This is a genomic window from Tsukamurella pseudospumae (genome assembly GCF_001575195.1).
Taxonomy (GTDB): domain Bacteria; phylum Actinomycetota; class Actinomycetes; order Mycobacteriales; family Mycobacteriaceae; genus Tsukamurella; species Tsukamurella pseudospumae.
In genome coordinates this window covers 114793-128653 of record NZ_LSRF01000058.1, presented here as the reverse complement: position 1 = coordinate 128653, position 13861 = coordinate 114793, and the positions used below count along the sequence as shown (strand labels likewise).

Here is a 13861-nt window from a genome sequence, read left to right as displayed (position 1 = left end):
CTCCTTCGACGGATCCAGGAGGGACGGCGCGGACCGGCAGGCGCGCGCTCGCGGCCCGTACTACGGGCCGCTGAGCGGCGAGGTCAACCGGAGAAGGTTACAGTCCCTCAGTTTCGCGCGAGTCTACGGGAAGTTCCGGCGGATCGGCGGGGAGGCCCTGCTGCACCCGGAGCACCTTGATGAGCTCGTTGACCATGTTCACCGAGTCCGGCGAGAGGCCTGCCAGGCGGAACGCGGCCATCTGCACCTTGGTGTCGGCCTGGAGCCGCATGAGGTGGATCTGGTCACGCGTGCGCTGCGCCGCCTCGTCCTCGAGGAAGTAGTGCACGTCCACACCGAATGCCGCGGAGATGCCCTCGACGGTGCGGAACGACGGCGACTTCGCCTTGCCCGAGCGCAGCTGGCTCAGGTAGGACTCGCCCAGGCGGAAGCCCAGGGCCGTCGACCGCTGGGCGATCGCCTTCGCGGTGAATGCGCGACCGTTGGGGCCGGGCACCGTGCGGAACAGCTCCTCGAGCCGACTCGCGAACAGACCCTGACCCACCAGGGCGTCGCTGTCGTACTTATTACCTGTGTCCACTTTGTGCCATCCCTCTCTATCACCGGCACGACCTGCCGCCTGTGGCCCCACCTCGTCTGTTGCGAGTCCACCAAGCTTGATCACACTATAGCGCACTTTGCCATCGGCCACGACCTCTTCGTGATCGCCTATCGAATCAGTGCATCCATGCTGTATTCTTACTCATAACTGTGCGACAACTGCGGAAGGGGTGCGTTGTGTCTCGCCCTGCGCATCTTTCCCGCCGCATTCGGGCCGTCGTCGTAACGGCCCTGGCAGTCGGTGCAATCGCATCCGCGCCGGCGTGGGCCGACCCCGATTCCGACACCTCCTCCGGCTCCTCCGATGGAGGCCAGTCGACCTCGCAGAGCGAGAGTTCGTCCTCGTCGAGCAACGACGACAGCAACTCCAACGACGGCAACTCCGGCGGCGGTGTCCGCGGCGGCGACAGCTCGGCGTCCGGCTCGGGCGGTAGCTACGGGCGGGGCGTCAACCCCTCGAACTCCGGCAACGAGGGCAACGAGGGCAACGAGGGCAACGGCGGCAACGGCAACGGCGGCACTGGAACCGGCACCACCGGCACCGGCACCGAGGGTGGTGGAACCGGCGGCACGACCGGGACCGGCGGCACGACCGGAACGGGCGGCACCGGCGGCAGCCACCACGGGGGCAGCCACCACGGGGGCGGCATCATCGGCGGAATCCTGGGTGGCATTTTCGGCGGCTCGGGCAGCGGCTCGTCCGGCGGCGCCACGGCACCGTCGATCCCCTCCGGCTCGACCGGCGGAGCCACCGGCCCGGCGCAGATCGAGACCCCCGGCACCGGCTCGGGCGGCGCACCGTCCTCCGGCATCGGCGTCCGAACCGGCAGTCCGGCCCCGCAGGGCCCGGCCGGAAACGAGCGCGAAACCTCCCCGTCGGCCGACGAGCCCAGCGCTCCGGCCGCCGCTCCCGCGGCGCCCGCCGCCGCAGCGCCCGCACCGGTCGTGGTCCCTCCCCTCGTGGTGGGTCCCGTCGCCGCTGCGCCGGCACCGGCCGTCCCGAAGCCGGTTCCCGCACCGGCTCCGGCCGCGCCGAAGCCGGCACCGTCGGACACGGACCGCCCGACGAGCAACCAGAGCACCCGCCCCCAGGAGACCACGGTGTTCGCATCGGCGGTCACGTCCGCGCAGCGCGTGGCGCCGGTCGCCGCGGAGACGGCGCGCCAGCTCTCCCCCGCCATGATCGCGATCCTCGGCGGCATCGCACTGCTCGGCAGCGGCAGCTTCGCTGACGCATTGCGGCGCGCGCACCTCCGCCAGGCGCAGGCCTAAGCGCCCACCACCGGCAGCGCGAGTACGCGGTCGCTCGACATGAACGCGCGGAGCGCGGCCGTGGCCTTCACGTCGTCCTCGTTGTACTCGAGGATCCGCTGCCGCTGCACCGCGCGCTCGGCGTCGCCGAATCCCCCGTCGATCCCGACGCCCACGCGATACCAGAGCATCGAGGCCTCGCCGCCGGCTTCGGCGTCGCGCCAGTGGAATCCGGCGACGGGCGCGACCTTCTTCAGGCCCCGGCCCTCCAGTGAGAGGAAGGAATCGCCGACCGCGTCGAACATGTCGACCCATTCCGGTGACGCGATGAACTCCTCGACCGCGCGCCGCACCGGGACGCCGGGCTCGCCCACGAACCTGTCCGCCGACGCCAGGAGCCACTTGTTCTCGGCGTTCTGCGAGTAGCAGTACGCCGCGAAGGTCCTGCCCGTGGCGTGCGCCTCCGCGCGACGGTCCATGAGGAAGGCCCAGAACTCCGCGAAGGAGCGCGCCTCGTCACGCGTGGGCACCGGGTCCCAGGTGACGAAGGGCCGGTAGCCCAGCTCGACGCCGTCGCGCCGCAGCCACGTGCCCCAGAGGTACGCGCCGTACTCCTGGTAGCTCTCCATGTCGACGTCCACCTCGACATCGGCCCGGCGCACCGTCACCTCCGGGCGCCGCCGCACGAGCACCTGCCCGTCGCGCCAGGCGCGCGCCATCGCGCGCAGGTCGGCGATCGGGACGGGCACGTCCTCGGGCTGGGGCCCCTCGTACTCGGCCAGCTGGTCGACGGTGACGATGCCCGCCTCGCGCAAGCCGGGTGCGGAGCGGCCGTCGGCCACCAGGCTCACGTCCCGGGCCAGGGTCAGGGTCTGCGCGCACTGGGGCCACCAGGGGCACCTCCGGCATTCGGCCACGCGCACGGGCTCCGTCTCCACGACGCCCGCGAGCACGGCCCGACGGTCCGCGAACCGCTCGTCGTAGGCGGCCAGGAGCGGGCCTACCTCGTGCACGACGATCCGCGCACCGTCGACCCCGATGCTCCCGCCGAGCAGCGTGCGCGACGCGAACCCCGTGTCCTGCAGCATGCGAGTGATGTGGGCGAGGCGCATCTGGTCGCCGCGGTGCTGGCGGACCCGCACCGTCTGGTCCTCGCGGGGCTCCCAGCGCTCCAGCGGCGAGGCCACGGGCCCGCGGGGCGCGCCGTCCGGTCCGGGGGCCGGGCGCGAACCGGAGACGGGATCGCAGGTCTTGTGGTTGACGACGATGACGGGGATGTAGCCGTCGCCGAGCCGGACCAGGAGTTCGCTGTGACCGCGGCGGTCGTGCGCGGTGGGCAGCACGGCGTTCCAGATCCGATCGGCGCCCGCCTCCATCGCCGCGAGGGTGCGGCGGACCGCTCCCTCACCCGGCGCGATGACGGTGAGTCCCGGCAGACCGTCCCGGACCGACGCGCGGAACACGGCGGCCGCCTCGACCCGCAACTCCATGCCCGGGTCCGGCTCGCCCTGCGGGGCGCGGGCCTCGAGAGCCAGACGGTGCCGGCAACCGGTGAGCGACCGTGCGCTCACCGGATTCGTCGTGGTTGCCTCGTTGATGTTCACTTCCCTAGCAGTATGGCGGGCGGCACCGACAACTCGCGGAGCCGCGCTGTGCAATGCTGTACCGGACGGCAGTACTGACCTACAAGGACGTGCACTGATGGGTTTGTTCGGCAAGAAGAAGAAGTCCTCCCGCGCGGAGCGCCGCGCGCAGGCCAAGGCGCTCAAGTCCAAGGCGCGCCTCGAGGCGAAGCTCGCCGCCAAGAACGCCGATCGCGACGCCAAGCGCGTCGTCAAGAGTGCGTCGAAGAGTGAGCGCAAGGCCCTCAAAGCAGACCTGCAGCGCTCGAAGATCGTGGCGAAGGCGCAGGGCAAGGCGGACGCGGCGAACCTCAAGATCGCGGAGACCAATGCTCGCGCGGCGGTCGAGGGCAAGCTGCTCTCCGAGGCGCGGCTCAAGCGGTACATCTCCACCGCGCGCCTGCTGGCGCCCGTCGTGGTGCCGATCGCGTACCGGGCGGCGCAGGCCGGCCGGAACCAGTTGGACGCGGCGAAGGCCTCGCGCCTGGGCGTGCCCGTCGACGAGGTCGCGGCGTTCGCCGGCTACGGCGGCGGGCTCTCCGCCCGCGTCGCGGCGGCGCGGCGCTCGCTGGACCAGCTCGCGGCCACGCATCCCGACGCGGAGACCAAGTCCTTCACGGCCTCCGTGGCGCAGCGCCTCGACGACCTGGGCACCGCGGTCACCGCGTCCGAGTCGATGCCGCCGGCTCGGCGTCGCCCGGCGCACCAGGCCATCGCCCGCGAGCTCGACGGCATCGACGCCGACCTGCTCAACCGCCTGGGCGTCAGCTCGTAGTTCACCGCTGCCGCTCCGAGGCGTCGGCGACCAGGTCCGGGCACATGCGCCCGGACCTGCGTTCGTAGTGCCAGATCTCGTTCTCGTAGATCCGGCACAGCCCGTACCGCTCGCCGTTGCGACTCATCCATCGGGCGGCCTCGTCGGGTCCGATGTCGACGGCGTCACCCGTCACGTGCTCCGAGTCCGTCGGGCTCGCGACGAGCCGCGCCGCCTCCTGCGCGCCGTCGCGCCGCACGGCCTCGTCGTAGAGGAACCGCTGGTAGCGCTGCGAGCGCCAGCCCGACGTGAGATAGGTGCTCACCCCCTCGCGCTCGGCGGCGAGCGCCGCCTTCCGCACCGCCTGCCGCAGGCGCGGATCGAGGTTCGTCACCGCGGGCACGTCGGCATCGACGGCCACGTGGTCCGCAACGACGCCGTCCGCCTCCCCCAGCGGCCCGACGGTGCCGGCGCCCGTCCCGCCCGGTATCCCCGGAAGCGTCTCCGAGCACGCGGCGACCGTCATCACGATCACCAGTGCCGCAGTGGATTTCGTGAACACATGAGCCATGTGCCCACGGTGGGCCGCTCACGTCCCGGTACCGTCGCCGACGGTCCGCCGTCCCGTCCCGGTCGTGCCCCGATCCGGTCTCACCACCGCAGTACGAGTTCACCGCCGTCCGGAAGGGCGGCCCAGCGCGGTGCGATGTCGTCGTAGCGGGCGAAGATCCGCTCCCGCAGGGCGGGCTCGACATCAGCGTCCTCGAGCGCGCCGGGCCAGGCGGGCTCCGGCTTCCGGTGCCCGCGCTCGACCTCCCACAGCGCCGCGGTCAGCGACGCCAGGTACTCAGACCGCGCCATGTCCGCGGACTGCGCCGGGGTCGGCTGCCGATTGCGCCGGGAGGCCTTTCGGCGCTCCGTCGGATCGGCCGGCCAGAACAGCCCGTCGAGGCCGTTGGCGTCGGCGAGCCGCCCGAACACACCGCCGCGCAGGCCCGCCTCGGCCTCCACGATGAGATGCGCGATATCGTGCGGCACCGGCGGGCGGCCGCCCGGGCCGCCGCGCGGCGCGAGCTCCGGGCCCTTCGCACGAGTGATCCGCACGTCGTACCCGTTCCGGCGCTTGACGAACGTGACCTCCATGCCTCCAGGTTCCAGCATCCGGCTCCGCGCCGCAACGGGATTTCGACGGGCTGCGGCCGTCGACCGCGCGCAATACAGTGACGGCATGTCGATGCGCACCCGCCCGTCCCTGTCCCTGCTCGACGCGGCGGTTCTCGTCACGACGGCGGTGCTCGGCGCCGCACCGGCGGCGGCGGCCCCGCCCGCGCCGGCCTATGTCGCGCTCGGAGATTCCTACTCGTCGCTGCCCGCCGACGCCACCGTCGGCACTTCGCAACAGGAGCGTTCGTGCGGGCGATCCACGCAGAACTACCCGAAGCTCGTCGCCGCCTCGCTGGGCCTCGCGCCGAACGCACTGCGGGACAACACCTGCGGCGGCGCGAAGACCGACGACGCCTTCACCCGCCAGCGGGCCGGATCGCCGAAGCTCGGGTACTACTCCGCCGCACCGCAATTGACCGGCATCGGCGCGGAGACGAAGCTGGTGACGATCTCCCTCGGCGGCAACGACGGCGATCTGTTCGCGAACATCCTCGAGGCGTGCGCGGCACCGTCGGCCTCGAAGACGGTGCGCTGCACCGCGGACGAGCGCACCCGCCCCGCCCGCCTGTCCGACGGGGCCGTCACCGCCCGGCTCGCCCGGATCACCGCGGCGAACGAGCGCATCGTCCGCGCGGTCCGCGAGCGGGCGCCGCGGGCGCGGATCCTGGTGGTGGGCTATCCGTCCGTGCTCGACGGTGACCGCTCCTGCGCGGCCATCCGGTTCTTCCGCACCGCGTCGATCCCGTGGATGCGGAGCATCCTCACAGAGCGGCTCAACCGCGCCGTCCGGCAGGCCGCTGCGAGCACTCAGGCGGAGTACATCGACATGGAACCCGCGTCGAAGGGCCACGAATTGTGCAGCGCCCGACCGTGGATCAACGGCGTCGACGACGATCCCCGCGCCGCGGAGATGCACCCGTTCCCCGAGGAGGGGCGCGCCGTCGCGGCGGCGATCACCGCCGCGCTGCGGGCGTCAGGGCCGCGCCTGTAGCCGTTCCCGGGTCGCCTCGTCGGCGGGCAGGAAGGTTTCGAGATGCAGCTCGTCGACGGTGGCGTCGTGGGGCGTGAGCACAGCGCTGACCACGCTGAACAGCCGCAGGTGCGGCGCACCGTCGGGCATGCGGAGCACGAGCTCGACGACGGGGCCCGAGGGCTCCGGCGCCGGTGCGCCGGCCGGGTACTCCCGGCACTCCGCGAGCAGCGCCGCCAGTCGCGGGTCGGCGGTCCGGTCGGCGCGCGCGGACAGTTGGTGCAGCACGTGCGCACGCCACGCCCCGAGCTCGACGATGCGCGGCGCGAGCCCGTCGGGGTGCAGGCTCAGCCGGACGACGTTGATCGGCGGCTCCAGCAGGTGCGCCGCGCAGCCGTCGAGGAGCGGCGGCACCGCGTCGTTGGCGTCCACGAGATCCCAGTACCGGTCGAGCAGCACCGCGGGATAGGGCGCGTGCGCGTCCAGAAGCGTGCGGAACGACGCGAGTACCCCCGCCGCGTCGACGGGGCTGTCGTGGCGCGGCGCGAAACCGCCGGCGACGAGGAGCGCATCGCGTTCGCGCGGCGGCACGTCGAGGTGTTCGGCGAGCCGCAGGATCATCTCCGCGCTCGGGTGCGAACGTCCGGTCTCCACGAAGCTCAGGTGCCGCCCGCTGACCTCGGCGCGGCTCGCGAGCTCGAGCTGACTGAGCCGTCGGCGCTGCCGCCAGGTGCGCAGGAGCGGGCCGACCTCGATCGTCGTCATGGACGCGAATCTAGTCGCGCGGGGGAAGCGCCACCATGACCTCGGAGGTAATCGTCACCGGATCCCGCCGCCGGCAGACTCGGCGTCGAACGATCAGCAGGATCCGAAAAACACTGGAGGACATCATGAACGACATCGTCACCGCCTACCTGAGCACGTGGAACGCGGTCGATCCGGAGACCCGTCGCGCGCTGCTCGACGCGCACTGGACCCCCGACGCCACCTACGTGGACCCGATGGCCGCAGTCGCCGGGACCGAGGCCATCGGTGCCGTCGTCGAGGGCGTGCACGAGCAGTTCCCCGGCTTCGAGTTCACGCTCGTCGGGGAGCCGGACGCGCACCACGACCAGGTGCGCTTCCAGTGGGGCCTCGGCCCCGCGGGCAGCGAGCCGCCCGTGATCGGTTTCGACGTGGTGACCGTCGACGCGGACCGGCGGATCGTCACCGTCGCCGGGTTCCTGGACCGCGTACCCGCCTGACCGTGAAGACGGCGATGGCCCCCTCCGCGCGGGAGAGGGCCATCGCATGCGCCACCTACCGGCCGATCAGCTTGAGCGCCTTGATCGCCGACGGAACGACATTGAGGAAGACGTTGCGCGGAACACCCTTGATGCCGCCGATGCCGATGATCCGCTGCTGCGCAATGGTCTTCGACTCGCAGTACTTGAGCAGGCCCTCCGTACCGTGGCGACGGCCCACACCCGATATGCCCATGCCGCCCATCGGCGCCGCAGTGGAACCCCATGCGGCGGCGTAGCCCTCGTTGATGTTGACGGTGCCGGCGTTGATCCGCTCGGCGATCTGCTGCGCCTGCTTCGTGGTGCCGGCGAAGACGCTGGCGTTGAGGCCGTACTCGGTGTCGTTGGCCTTCTCGATCGCCTCGTCCACCGAGTCCACCGGGTAGATGGACACGAGCGGGCCGAAGGTCTCCGACTTGAAGCAGACGGCCTCCTCCGGCACGTCCTTGAGCACCGTCGGCTCGTAGAAGTACGGGCCGAGGTCCGGGCGGGCCTTGCCGCCGGCGAGCACCGTCGCGCCCTTGGCGACCGCATCGTCGACGTGCGCGGCCACGGTGTCGATCTGCGACTTCGACGCCAGCGAGCCCATCTCGTTGGCGAAGTCGTAACCGGCGCCCAGCGCGAGCGTCGCGGTGCGCTCGGCGAAGGCGCGGGCGAACTCGTCGGCGATCTCCCGCTCGACGTAGATCCGCTCGATCGAGATGCACAGCTGGCCCGAGTTCGAGAACGCGGCGCGGGCGGCACCGTCGGCCGTGTGGGCGATGTCGGCGTCCTTGGTGACCACCATGGGGTTCTTGCCGCCCAGCTCGGCGGAGAAGCCGATGAGCCGCTTGCCGCACTGCTCGGCGAGCGTGGCCCCGGTGGCGGAGGAGCCGGTGAACATGAGGTAGTCCGCGGCCTCGACGATCGCGGTGCCGACGACGCCGCCGGGGCCCGGCACCACGGCGAACAGGTCGCGCGGCAGGCCGGCCTTGTACAGCAGCTCGACGGCGGCGAGCGCACAGTACGGGGTCTGCGAATCCGGCTTGAGCACCACGGCGTTGCCCGCGGCCAGCGCGGCGATGCCGTCCGATACGGCCAGGGTGATGGGGTAGTTCCACGGCGCGATCACACCGACGACACCCTTGGGCTGGTACCGCACGCGGGTCTTGGTGAACACCGGCAGCATGCCGTCGGTGCTCTTCTCCGCCAGGATCTTCGGCGCGTTCTTGCCGTACCAGCGGGCCGTCATCGCGACGTCCAGCGCCTCCTCCTGCGCATACTGGCGGGCCTTGCCCGTCTCCAGCTGCACCATGTCCATGAGCTCGGCGCGGTTCTCCCCCACCAGCTCCGCGAACTTCAGCAGCACCTTCGCGCGGTCCTGCGGGGTGCGCGCCGCCCACTGCTTCTGGGCGAGGCGGGCGCGCTCGAAGGCCTTGGTCACGTCCTCGGCGGTGCCGACGGGGATCGTGGTGACCTTCTCACCGGAGAACGCCTCGAGGACGTCGCGCGAGGTGCGCTCCTCGGGGTGGTCGATCGCGGACAGAGCGCGCAGACGGTCGAACGTGGCCTGGGTGGGTGCTGGCATGACCCCAGATTACCCGCTTGTTGATGGTCACTCAATAGACGGTGGCAACCGGCCCGGCCGCGGCCTCGGAGATTCGGCCGGATCCCCCGCGGAACTGGATATATGCGCTCTGAGCAGGAAATCTGCGGATTCCCCAACCGCCTCTCTCCACAGATGAGGTTATGAAACTTCGTTCCTCCACAGCTGGCACATCATCGGGCGATCCGGCGGCCGAGCCCCGAGAGGATGCTCTCATGGACACGATCGAGATCCTCGAGACTCTCGCCGGGCCCGACGGAGGAGTTTTCTCACGCCGAGCGGCACTGACGGCAGGAGCCGATGCTGCTGGAATCGAGCGGCTGCGCCACAGCGGAGACATCGTGGCAGTACGTCGGGGCTGGTACCGACTCGGCGGCGCCGACGCGCTCGTGGTCGCCGCAGTCAAAGGCGGAGCGGTTCTGGCCTGCGTGTCCGCTCTGCGGTATCACCCCGGCGTGTGGATCCCGCCGGATCGGAGCAAGACCCACCTGCGACGGGCCCGGCATCGACGCAAGCCGGCGCACCAGGACTGCGACGCCGGACACCCCATGAGCTCTCCTGTTCGCGCGGTCGACTCGCTCCCGGATGCTCTCCGGTGCGCAGCGAACTGTCTGGCCGCCGACGAGTTCGTCGCAGTCCTCGATTCGACGCTCCGCCTCGACCATGACCGTTACTCGGTCGCCGATCTCCGCGAGATCTTCGACGGTGCCTCGCAGCACATCACTCGGCTACTGGACTTCCTCGATCCGGTGGCAGGTTCCGGAACCGAGTCGCTCGTCCGATTCCGCCTGCAGTACGCGCGGATCAGGGTGCGGAGCCAGCAATCCATCCCCGGCATCGGACGTGTCGATCTGCTCGTCGGCGACCGGCTCATCATCGAGTGCGACAGCACTGAGTACCACAGCGGCGCGCAGCGTCTGGAGGACAACCGGCGAGACCGGGTCGCGACTCGCGGCGATTACCGTGTGATGCGCATCGCGCTACTCCGAGGTGATCGGCGCGTGGCCGCGGATCCTCGCCGACATTCTCGACATCGTTCGCACCGGTCGCCACCGCGGACCCGTCCGGATCGTGGAATCCGACGATTTCGACGCGGGGGCGGATATGCCGAGCGCCACCTAGAAATCCTCCGATTCCTCGAGCCGGATACCCTGGCGAACATGAGCAACGTGCAGTTCACCCCCACCGCGGACCTGGTCGACGAGATCGGCCCCGACGTGCGCAGCTGCGACACGCAGTTCCGCCAGTTCGGCGGCCGCAAGCAGTTCGCCGGCGAGGTCGTCACGGTGAAGTGCTTCCAGGACAACGCGCTGCTCAAGTCCGTCCTCGGCGAGCCCGGCGAGGGCCGCGTGCTGGTCATCGACGGCTCCGACTCCAGCGGCGTGCCCTCGCTGCACACCGCCCTGGTCGGCGACCTCATCGCCGAGCTCGGCCGCTCCAACGGCTGGGCCGGCATCGTCGCGTACGGCGCCGTGCGCGACGCCGCCGTGATCGGCACTCTCGACATCGGCGTCAAGGCCCTGGGCACCAACCCCCGCAAGTCGACGAAGACCGCGGAGGGGCAGCGCGACGTGCCGCTCACCTTCGGCGGCGTCACCTTCACGCCGGGAGACACCTTGTTCAGCGACGAGGACGGCATCGTCCTCCGGTAGGGCCCCCACCCCGGTGCCACCCTCTTCCAGCGCCGGGACGGCATCGTCCTCCGGTAGGGCCCCCACCCCGGTGCCACCCTCTTCCAGCGCCGGGACGGCATCGTCCTCCGGTAGGGCCCCACCCCGGTGCCACCCTCTTCCAGCGCCGGGACGGCATCGTCCTCCGGTAGGGCGCCTCACCCGGCGAGCCGGGTCAGCGCGCGACGCGCGCCGACCGCCCGAACACCTCGACCACGTCGCCGACCGCGAGCTGTCGGCCGCGGCGCGTGTCGACCTCGCCGTTCACGGTCACCTCACCGTCCGCGATCACTCCCTTCGCCTCCGCCCCGGAGTCGATGAGGCCCGCCAGCTTGAGGAACTGCCCGAGCCGAATCACGTCGTCGGAGATGGTCACGTCGATCGCGTTGTTCACGCCGACCATCATGCCGCACGACGTGCCCGCTCCAACGTGGTGACGAGCAGCCGGTCCAGCAGTGCGGGATCCGCGACGCCGTCCGCCTCGACGACGACCACCACCGACCGCACCCGCGCCAGCAGGATCCGCCGCTCCTTCGCGAGCTTCGACAGTGCCGGCTTCGACGCCGATTCGTCATCGAGGTCCACGGACGTCGAGGTGTAGACGTAGGACGGGAGTCCGGAGACCGCCGCGCCCGGCCCGAAGGTGTCGGTCACCCCGCGGTTGCGGGTCGACGGCGCCGCGAAGTCGGGGAAGGCCCGCTCGTAGGTCCCGCATCCGGCGATCCATGAGGTGGTCAGGGCGAAGACATCGGCGCCCTCGCGTTCCCGCTCGATCGTGACGCTGACCCAGCCGGCGTCGCCCTGCGATGTCGTGGACGCCGCGTAGTAGAGGTTCCAGTCGGACCCGTCGGGGTTGCGGGAGAAGCTCTTGCCGAACGGCGTGTAGAGGCACTGCGCGGGCCGCGTCTGTCCGTCGGTCTGCCCGTGCAGGCCGAGACCCGAACCGTCCTCGTCCGCGATGTTCGTCGACGGTGCCGCGCCGCCCGGGAAGTCCCCGGCACCGGGGAGCAACGCCGCCAGTTCGGCGTTGCTCCGCGCGCCGAGGCCCGCGTGGTTCGGATGGAACCGCCCCTGGTATTCGGCGAACAGGCCCGGATAGCTGCGCGCCGACGACGGTGCCGCCGCACCACTGGACGCGGCGGAACCGTCGCCGTCCGACCCCGGGTCGCACGCCGCCACCGCCAGAAGCGCGACGAGCGCGAGGGCGCGTCCGTACCTCATGTTCCCTCCCCCGGCCGGAATTCCCCGACGGTACTACTCTCGCCGGTGTGCTGCTCGAACTCGCGGGTACCCGCACCCACGTGGTGGTCGACGGTCCGCGCGGCCCAGCCTCCGGGCCGCCCGTCGTGCTCAACTCCGGCCTGGCCGGCAACTGGTTCGACTGGGACGCCGTCACCGAGCTCCTGACGGTGGGCCGCACCGTCGTCCGCCTGGACCGGCCCGGTTACGGCCTCTCCGATCCCTGGCCCGACGGTGCCGTGCCCACCCTGGGCTCCGAGGTCGCGCGGCTGCGGGACCTGCTGGACGCGCTGGAGCTGGAGTCCGCGGTCATGGTGGGGCACTCGATGGCGAGCTTCTACGTGGAGGCCTTCGCGCGCGAACACCCCGCGCGCACGGCGGGCGCGGTGATCCTCGACGGCAGCGTCGAGTCCTCGCCGCGGTGGGTCCTGCCGGGCGACCTGCGCGACGAACTGCTGCTGCGATCGGCCGACGTGGGGGCCGCGGTGGGCATGAACCGCGTGGGCCCGGCGGCGCACCGGATGCTCGGCGGCGCGACCCCTCCGCCGGAGTACGCGGACATCCTGAAGTCGGACGCCTACTTCAAGGCCGCGTTCCTGGAGAACGGGCGGTACCCGGTGCTGGCGCGCGAGCTGGCGGCGCTGCGCGGACGCCGGGAGCTGCCGCCGGGGATCCCGACCACGGTAGCGGCGGCGTACGGGGGGCACCGCACTCCCCTGTCGGCGTCGTGGCTGAAGGAACAGCGGGGTCTCGCGGACCTGCTGCGCGCCCGCTACGCGGTGATCTCGCCCAGCGGACACCAGGCGATGGTCGACCAGCCCGCCCAGGTGGCGGCGCTGGTGCTCGACACGGTCAGCTGACGCGGAGGCTCCGCAGATCGGACGCGGTGACGAGGCGTTCGCCGTCCTCCGTGAGCAGGAGCGCGAGGCGCCGGTTCCGCAGGCGGGTGAGGGTGCGTGAGCCCAGGATGGCGGGGCGGCGGGTCAGCTTCACGGGGATCTCCGAGGGTGCGATCTCGATGCGGAACGGTTGGTTACAGATACTGTATTGCTTCCTGAGGGCGGGGTCCAGCGCTCGGACCGCGAGCGTGTCCCTCCTCACAGCCGGGTTCGGCGAAGACCTTCCCGACCGCGCCGCTAATCTGTCATTGTTCGACCGCAGTTTTGCGTCCCCACACATCCTCCAAGGAGAACCGTGTCCGATCTCGACGACCTGCTCAAGTCCATCCCGCTCGCCGACATCGCGGCCCAGCTCGGCGTCTCGGAGGACGTCGCCTCGGAGGCCGTGAACCAGACCGTTCCGACCCTCCTCGCCGGTCTCCAGGCGCAGGACACCACCGAGGCCCCCGCCCAGCTCATCGACGCCGCCGACAACGGCGACGGCCAGGAGATCGTGGCCAGCCTGTTCGGTGACAAGACCGACGACGTGGCGGCCGCCGCGGCCGCTCCGCTGTCGTCGGGCGTGACCGACGGCCTGGTCAAGCAGCTGCTCCCGATCCTCGCGCCGATCGTGATCAGCTTCGTCATGAAGAAGCTCACCAGCGGCGGTGCAGCGGCCCCCGAGCAGCCGCAGGCCCCGGCCCCGCAGCAGGGCGGCGGCGACCTGCTCGGCAGCATCCTGGGCAACATGCTCGGCGGCGGCAACTCGGGCGCGGGCGCCGGCGGCAACGCCGCGGGCAACGTGCTCGGGAGCATCCTCGGCGGCCTGCTCAAGGGCAAGTAGC

General features: G+C 71.4%; 16 protein-coding genes. 7 read left to right on the top strand and 9 right to left on the bottom strand.

The genetic code is table 11. The annotated features are described in order from the left end of the window. Positions 1–97: 97 nt before the first annotated feature. Positions 98–580 (bottom strand): helix-turn-helix transcriptional regulator, encoded by a 483-nt coding sequence (locus tag AXK60_RS19065; protein ID WP_068573578.1) that lies wholly within the window; start codon positions 578–580, stop codon positions 98–100. Positions 581–777: 197 nt separating this feature from the next. Here AXK60_RS19065 and AXK60_RS19060 point away from each other — a divergent pair, with 197 nt between their 5' ends. Next, positions 778–1872 (top strand): hypothetical protein, encoded by a 1095-nt coding sequence (locus tag AXK60_RS19060; protein ID WP_068573577.1) that lies wholly within the window; start codon positions 778–780, stop codon positions 1870–1872. On the opposite strand, the gene AXK60_RS19055 is transcribed toward AXK60_RS19060, so the two are convergent. Next, positions 1869–3455 carry a TM0106 family RecB-like putative nuclease gene (locus AXK60_RS19055; protein ID WP_082778127.1) on the bottom strand — a complete coding sequence of 529 codons (1587 nt, stop codon included), beginning with the start codon at positions 3453–3455 and terminating at the stop codon, positions 1869–1871. The two genes, AXK60_RS19060 and AXK60_RS19055, sit on opposite strands and share 4 nt — an antisense overlap. A 97-nt stretch (positions 3456–3552) precedes the next feature. Here AXK60_RS19055 and AXK60_RS19050 point away from each other — a divergent pair, with 97 nt between their 5' ends. After that, positions 3553–4248, top strand: a complete 696-nt coding sequence (locus tag AXK60_RS19050) for a DUF6474 family protein (protein ID WP_068573576.1) — start codon at positions 3553–3555, stop codon at positions 4246–4248. A gap of 1 nt (position 4249) precedes the next feature. On the opposite strand, the gene AXK60_RS19045 is transcribed toward AXK60_RS19050, so the two are convergent. Both AXK60_RS19045 and AXK60_RS19040 read right to left on the bottom strand, forming a co-directional pair. Next, entirely contained in the window at positions 4250–4798 is a 549-nt protein-coding gene (locus tag AXK60_RS19045) for a M15 family metallopeptidase (RefSeq protein WP_068982552.1), read from the bottom strand. Positions 4799–4878: 80 nt separating this feature from the next. Beyond that, a complete protein-coding gene (locus tag AXK60_RS19040) occupies positions 4879–5370 on the bottom strand; it encodes a hypothetical protein (protein WP_139058045.1) in 492 nt (163 codons plus the stop codon). Positions 5371–5455: 85 nt separating this feature from the next. Between AXK60_RS19040 and AXK60_RS19035 the strand changes: the two genes are divergently transcribed. Continuing rightward, on the top strand, positions 5456–6382 hold the full coding sequence (locus AXK60_RS19035) for an SGNH/GDSL hydrolase family protein (protein WP_068573575.1): 927 nt from the start codon (positions 5456–5458) through the stop codon (positions 6380–6382). Here the strand turns inward: AXK60_RS19035 and AXK60_RS19030 are convergent. Further along, positions 6365–7126: a helix-turn-helix domain-containing protein gene (locus tag AXK60_RS19030; RefSeq protein ID WP_068573574.1), complete on the bottom strand. Its 762-nt coding sequence runs from the start codon at positions 7124–7126 to the stop codon at positions 6365–6367. The genes AXK60_RS19035 and AXK60_RS19030 overlap by 18 nt on opposite strands. Positions 7127–7251: 125 nt before the next feature. Here AXK60_RS19030 and AXK60_RS19025 point away from each other — a divergent pair, with 125 nt between their 5' ends. Further along, on the top strand, positions 7252–7605 hold the full coding sequence (locus AXK60_RS19025) for a nuclear transport factor 2 family protein (RefSeq protein ID WP_068573573.1): 354 nt from the start codon (positions 7252–7254) through the stop codon (positions 7603–7605). Positions 7606–7660: 55 nt separating this feature from the next. Here the strand turns inward: AXK60_RS19025 and AXK60_RS19020 are convergent, their stop codons facing one another. After that, positions 7661–9211, bottom strand: coding sequence for a succinic semialdehyde dehydrogenase (locus AXK60_RS19020; RefSeq protein WP_068573572.1), 1551 nt, complete (start codon positions 9209–9211; stop codon positions 7661–7663). A gap of 1178 nt (positions 9212–10389) precedes the next feature. Between AXK60_RS19020 and rraA the strand changes: the two genes are divergently transcribed. Further along, the gene (gene rraA / locus AXK60_RS19015; RefSeq protein WP_068575230.1) at positions 10390–10881 is read left to right on the top strand and encodes a ribonuclease E activity regulator RraA; all 492 of its coding nucleotides are present in this window, start codon (positions 10390–10392) and stop codon (positions 10879–10881) included. A 193-nt stretch (positions 10882–11074) separates the two neighbouring features. On the opposite strand, the gene AXK60_RS19010 is transcribed toward rraA, so the two are convergent. After that, positions 11075–11293, bottom strand: coding sequence for an RNA-binding S4 domain-containing protein (locus tag AXK60_RS19010; protein ID WP_414929997.1), 219 nt, complete (start codon positions 11291–11293; stop codon positions 11075–11077). Between the two features lie 8 nt (positions 11294–11301). Further along, positions 11302–12120, bottom strand: a complete 819-nt coding sequence (locus tag AXK60_RS27150; RefSeq protein ID WP_068573570.1) for a hypothetical protein — start codon at positions 12118–12120, stop codon at positions 11302–11304. 47 nt (positions 12121–12167) lie between these two features. Between AXK60_RS27150 and AXK60_RS27145 the strand changes: the two genes are divergently transcribed. Beyond that, positions 12168–12998, top strand: a complete 831-nt coding sequence (locus AXK60_RS27145) for an alpha/beta fold hydrolase (protein WP_068573569.1) — start codon at positions 12168–12170, stop codon at positions 12996–12998. On the opposite strand, the gene AXK60_RS27140 is transcribed toward AXK60_RS27145, so the two are convergent. Further along, positions 12991–13131, bottom strand: coding sequence for a hypothetical protein (locus AXK60_RS27140; RefSeq protein WP_156485641.1), 141 nt, complete (start codon positions 13129–13131; stop codon positions 12991–12993). The two genes, AXK60_RS27145 and AXK60_RS27140, sit on opposite strands and share 8 nt — an antisense overlap. A gap of 201 nt (positions 13132–13332) precedes the next feature. Here AXK60_RS27140 and AXK60_RS18990 point away from each other — a divergent pair, with 201 nt between their 5' ends. Next, positions 13333–13860, top strand: a complete 528-nt coding sequence (locus tag AXK60_RS18990) for a DUF937 domain-containing protein (RefSeq protein ID WP_068573567.1) — start codon at positions 13333–13335, stop codon at positions 13858–13860. The last annotated feature ends 1 nt before the right edge of the window (position 13861 follow it).

Bases quoted from the DNA above. Each gene is read 5' to 3' on its own strand.
- AXK60_RS19045 (WP_068982552.1), bottom strand. From the start codon at position 4,798: ATGGCTCATGTGTTCACGAAATCCACTGCGGCACTGGTGATCGTGATG.
- AXK60_RS19040 (WP_139058045.1), bottom strand. From the start codon at position 5,370: ATGGAGGTCACGTTCGTCAAGCGCCGGAACGGGTACGACGTGCGGATC.
- AXK60_RS19030 (WP_068573574.1), bottom strand. From the start codon at position 7,126: ATGACGACGATCGAGGTCGGCCCGCTCCTGCGCACCTGGCGGCAGCGC.
- AXK60_RS19025 (WP_068573573.1), top strand. From the start codon at position 7,252: ATGAACGACATCGTCACCGCCTACCTGAGCACGTGGAACGCGGTCGAT.
- AXK60_RS19050 (WP_068573576.1), top strand. From the start codon at position 3,553: ATGGGTTTGTTCGGCAAGAAGAAGAAGTCCTCCCGCGCGGAGCGCCGC.
- AXK60_RS19020 (WP_068573572.1), bottom strand. From the start codon at position 9,211: ATGCCAGCACCCACCCAGGCCACGTTCGACCGTCTGCGCGCTCTGTCC.
- rraA (WP_068575230.1), top strand. From the start codon at position 10,390: ATGAGCAACGTGCAGTTCACCCCCACCGCGGACCTGGTCGACGAGATC.
- AXK60_RS19035 (WP_068573575.1), top strand. From the start codon at position 5,456: ATGTCGATGCGCACCCGCCCGTCCCTGTCCCTGCTCGACGCGGCGGTT.
- AXK60_RS27150 (WP_068573570.1), bottom strand. From the start codon at position 12,120: ATGAGGTACGGACGCGCCCTCGCGCTCGTCGCGCTTCTGGCGGTGGCG.